The following is a 2,967-nucleotide window of genomic DNA, read 5'->3' as shown; positions in this document are numbered from 1 at the left end:
CCCTCGGCAGCGGCATCGGCCTCGTGCTGAGCGTTCCCCTCACCACCGGCGTGGCCGCCCTCACCGTCGCCGGCGCGGCTGGGGCGGCTCGCCGATCGGGTAGAGGAGCCGACGACCCCGAGCGGGCCGCCCCGGGCCCCCGGCGAGCGATCTAGGTCAAGGTATGGCCAAGCTTCGTTGCGCAGCCTTGAAAGACGGCGGGTGCCCCGCTTCCCTCGGGGGTGCGGCCGATTGTCTGCGAGAAACAGGAGAACAATGAGAGCAACACCGAAGTGGGTCACGATCGTGATGGGCGCCGCGGTAGCGGCAACCATGCTGGGGGCGTGCTCGGCCACGCCGGCGGCCACTCCCAGCCCAGCCTTGACGACAGCAGGGTCAGCGAACCCGAGCAATGCGGCCGCCCACGACGAGGCAGACACGGCGTTCGCGCAGATGATGATCGTGCACCACCAGGGTGCGATCGAGATGGCCGACCTCGCCGCCCAGCAGGCCCAGAGCGCGGACATCAAGGCCCTGGCCGAACGCATCTCGGCCGCCCAGGGCCCCGAGATCGAGACCATGAGCGGCTGGCTTGCCGCGTGGGGCGAGGATCCGATGCCGGCCGACAGCGACATGCCCGGGATGGACCACTCGGGCATGGACATGGACGGCAGAAGCCAGGAAGAGGTGATGGCCGAGCTGCGAGGCTTATCGGGCGCCGACTTCGACAGGCAGTTTCTCACCTCGATGATCGCCCACCATCAAGGAGCGATCGAGATGGCCCAGACCCAACTCGCCGACGGCCGCGACCCGCAAGCCATCGAGCTGGCGCAGAAGATCATCGCCGACCAGGAAGCAGAGATCGAGGAGATGCAGGGATTGCTCGCATCAGCGTAGGAACCCGACCGTGGCGAGGGGCCGGCAGGTGCTGCCGGCCCCTCGCCCTCGGACGACCGCACATGCTGTTCTCAGGCCAGACGAGATCTTGAGGCTGCCTTGACCGGTCCCCCCGGTGAGGGGAACCACCATGGTCGTCGTGAACACGACGAACAACACTTGGGCCCGGGTCGGCCACCAGACCGCCCGGGCTGCGTCGCCCATGGTCACCCTGGTAACCGCCGAGGCCTGCCACCTCTGTGAGGACGCCCACACGGAACTCCTGAACCGCGCGACCCAAGGGCAGCTACTGCTCGACCAGGTGGACGCCGAATCACCGCAGGGCCAGAAGCTCCTCCATCAACACCGCCCGGCCATGTTCCCCCTCGTGCTGCTCGACGGCGCGTTCCTCAGCGCCGGACGCCTCCCGCGCCGCAAGCTCGACCGCGCCCTCGCGGCACGGAAGGCCTCGTGATGGGCTCGGAACTCCTGGCAACTGGCAGCATCCTGGCCGCCTTCTTCGCGGGCACGGTGGCACTGTTCGCACCCTGCTGCATCGTCTTCCTCGCCCCGTCGTACCTGGCTGCTGCGGTCAAGAACAACCGGTGGCGCCTCCTCCCGCTGACCTTCGTCTTCGCGGCAGGCCTGGCGCTCGTCCTGGTCCCGATCACGCTCGGGGTGAGTCTGCTGGCCGGTGCGATCGCCAAGTACCACGTGATCCTGTACTGGGCCGGTGGCCTGCTCATGATCGGCCTCGGCCTGCTGGCCCTCAGCGGCCGGATGTGGTCCATGCCGTCGATGCTGCGCGCCCCCGACACCACCCGCGGCGACACGGCGACCTTCTTCAGCCTCGGCGTGTTCTCAGGGATCGCGTCCAGCTGCTGCGCCCCCGTCCTGGCAGGCGTGATGACCCTGTCCGCCCTCTCGGGCAACCCGCTCGGCGGGCTGGTGCTCGGGTTGGCGTTCGTGTTCGGCATGGTCATCCCGCTGCTGGTCATGGCACTCGTGTGGGACGCCGCCCGCCTCAACGAACGACGCTGGGGCCGGGCGAAGCCCATCAGGGTGACCGTCGCCGGCCGCAGCCTGCACACCAACAGCGTGAACCTGCTCGTCGCGGTCGCCTTCGTCATCATGGGCGTCTGGGTCATCACCCTCGCTGGCACGGCGACGATGACCGGGTCGGGCACCTGGGTCCAGCTCGCCGCCGGCGACTGGGTCACCCAAGCCGCTCAGGCCGTCCTCGGCTGGCTTGCCCCGGTCCCTGAGCCCGTCCTCGGCCTCGCCTTGTTGGGGCTGGCCGGGGTGTTCGTGTGGACCACGCTCCGCGACCGCCGCCGCGACGCGCGCCAGGGAGCCGAAGAGCACGCCGACGCCGACCCCACCCTGCCGCACTGCCACAGCACGACCGACGCCGACCACCCGATCGCCGACCACGACACCGCGAGGAACTGACGACCATGCCCAGCAACCAGCGCACCACCATCAGCCGCCGGCAACAGCTCCGAGACCAACGGGCACGAGAATCAGCCAAGGAGACCACGCGTCGCCGCCTGTTCAGAATCGCGACCGGACTGCTGACCACGCTCATCGTCGCCCTCGTCGGGTTCGGCCTGTGGAGTGCCCGGCCGGTTGAGGGTGGCCCGTCCGGTCAGGCGCCCGCGTTCACCCTGCCGACGACCGCGGGCACCACCGTGTCCCTGTCGGACTACCGCGGCGGACCCGTGATCCTCTACTTCAACGAGGGCGCCGGCTGCGGCTCCTGCACCCAGCAGATGGCCCTCATCGAGCAGGAGCCGGGCTTCGCCGCAGCCGGCATCACCGTGCTCCCCATCGTGATGAACACCGCCGCCCAGATCCAGCCCGACCTGGACCGCTTCGGCGTCACCACCCCCTACTTGTTGGACGACGGCACGGTCTCGAAGGCCTACGACACCCTCGACAAGGGCATGCACCCGGGCCTGCCCGGGCACGGCTTCGTCCTGATCGACGCCGACGGCAACCAGGTCTGGGAGGGAAACTACCCCTCCATGTGGCTCGACCCCGCCGAGCTCCTGAAGGAAGCCACCAGCCGCCTGTGAACGGGCGCGAACGCTGCGCCGCCGACCTTGTAGC

At 69.4% G+C, this 2,967-nt stretch carries 4 protein-coding genes; all 4 read left to right on the top strand.

All coding sequences use genetic code 11. The annotated features are described in order from the left end of the window. Positions 1-255: 255 nt before the first annotated feature. The 4 genes from V7E09_RS15045 (at position 256) to V7E09_RS15030 (ending at position 2,933) form a co-directional block, all read left to right on the top strand. Complete coding sequence (locus tag V7E09_RS15045; RefSeq protein ID WP_324523661.1) at positions 256-876, top strand: DUF305 domain-containing protein; 621 nt, start codon at positions 256-258, stop codon at positions 874-876. A 139-nt stretch (positions 877-1,015) separates the two neighbouring features. Next, positions 1,016-1,330 carry a glutaredoxin family protein gene (locus V7E09_RS15040; RefSeq protein ID WP_241656204.1) on the top strand — a complete coding sequence of 105 codons (315 nt, stop codon included), beginning with the start codon at positions 1,016-1,018 and terminating at the stop codon, positions 1,328-1,330. Further along, positions 1,330-2,307, top strand: a complete 978-nt coding sequence (locus V7E09_RS15035; RefSeq protein ID WP_324523660.1) for a cytochrome c biogenesis CcdA family protein — start codon at positions 1,330-1,332, stop codon at positions 2,305-2,307. Before V7E09_RS15040 ends, V7E09_RS15035 begins: the two co-directional genes overlap by 1 nt. 5 nt (positions 2,308-2,312) lie before the next feature. After that, positions 2,313-2,933: a peroxiredoxin family protein gene (locus tag V7E09_RS15030; RefSeq protein WP_324512119.1), complete on the top strand. Its 621-nt coding sequence runs from the start codon at positions 2,313-2,315 to the stop codon at positions 2,931-2,933. Positions 2,934-2,967: the final 34 nt, after the last annotated feature.

Origin of the sequence: Propioniciclava sp. (assembly GCF_036744435.1) — a bacterium.
Lineage (GTDB): Bacteria > Actinomycetota > Actinomycetes > Propionibacteriales > Propionibacteriaceae > Propioniciclava.
The sequence above is the reverse complement of the archived record's forward strand: the minus strand, read 5'-3'. Positions and strand labels throughout refer to the sequence as shown.

Bases quoted from the DNA above. Each gene is read 5' to 3' on its own strand.
- V7E09_RS15030 (WP_324512119.1), top strand. From the start codon at position 2,313: ATGCCCAGCAACCAGCGCACCACCATCAGCCGCCGGCAACAGCTCCGA.
- V7E09_RS15035 (WP_324523660.1), top strand. From the start codon at position 1,330: ATGGGCTCGGAACTCCTGGCAACTGGCAGCATCCTGGCCGCCTTCTTC.
- V7E09_RS15045 (WP_324523661.1), top strand. From the start codon at position 256: ATGAGAGCAACACCGAAGTGGGTCACGATCGTGATGGGCGCCGCGGTA.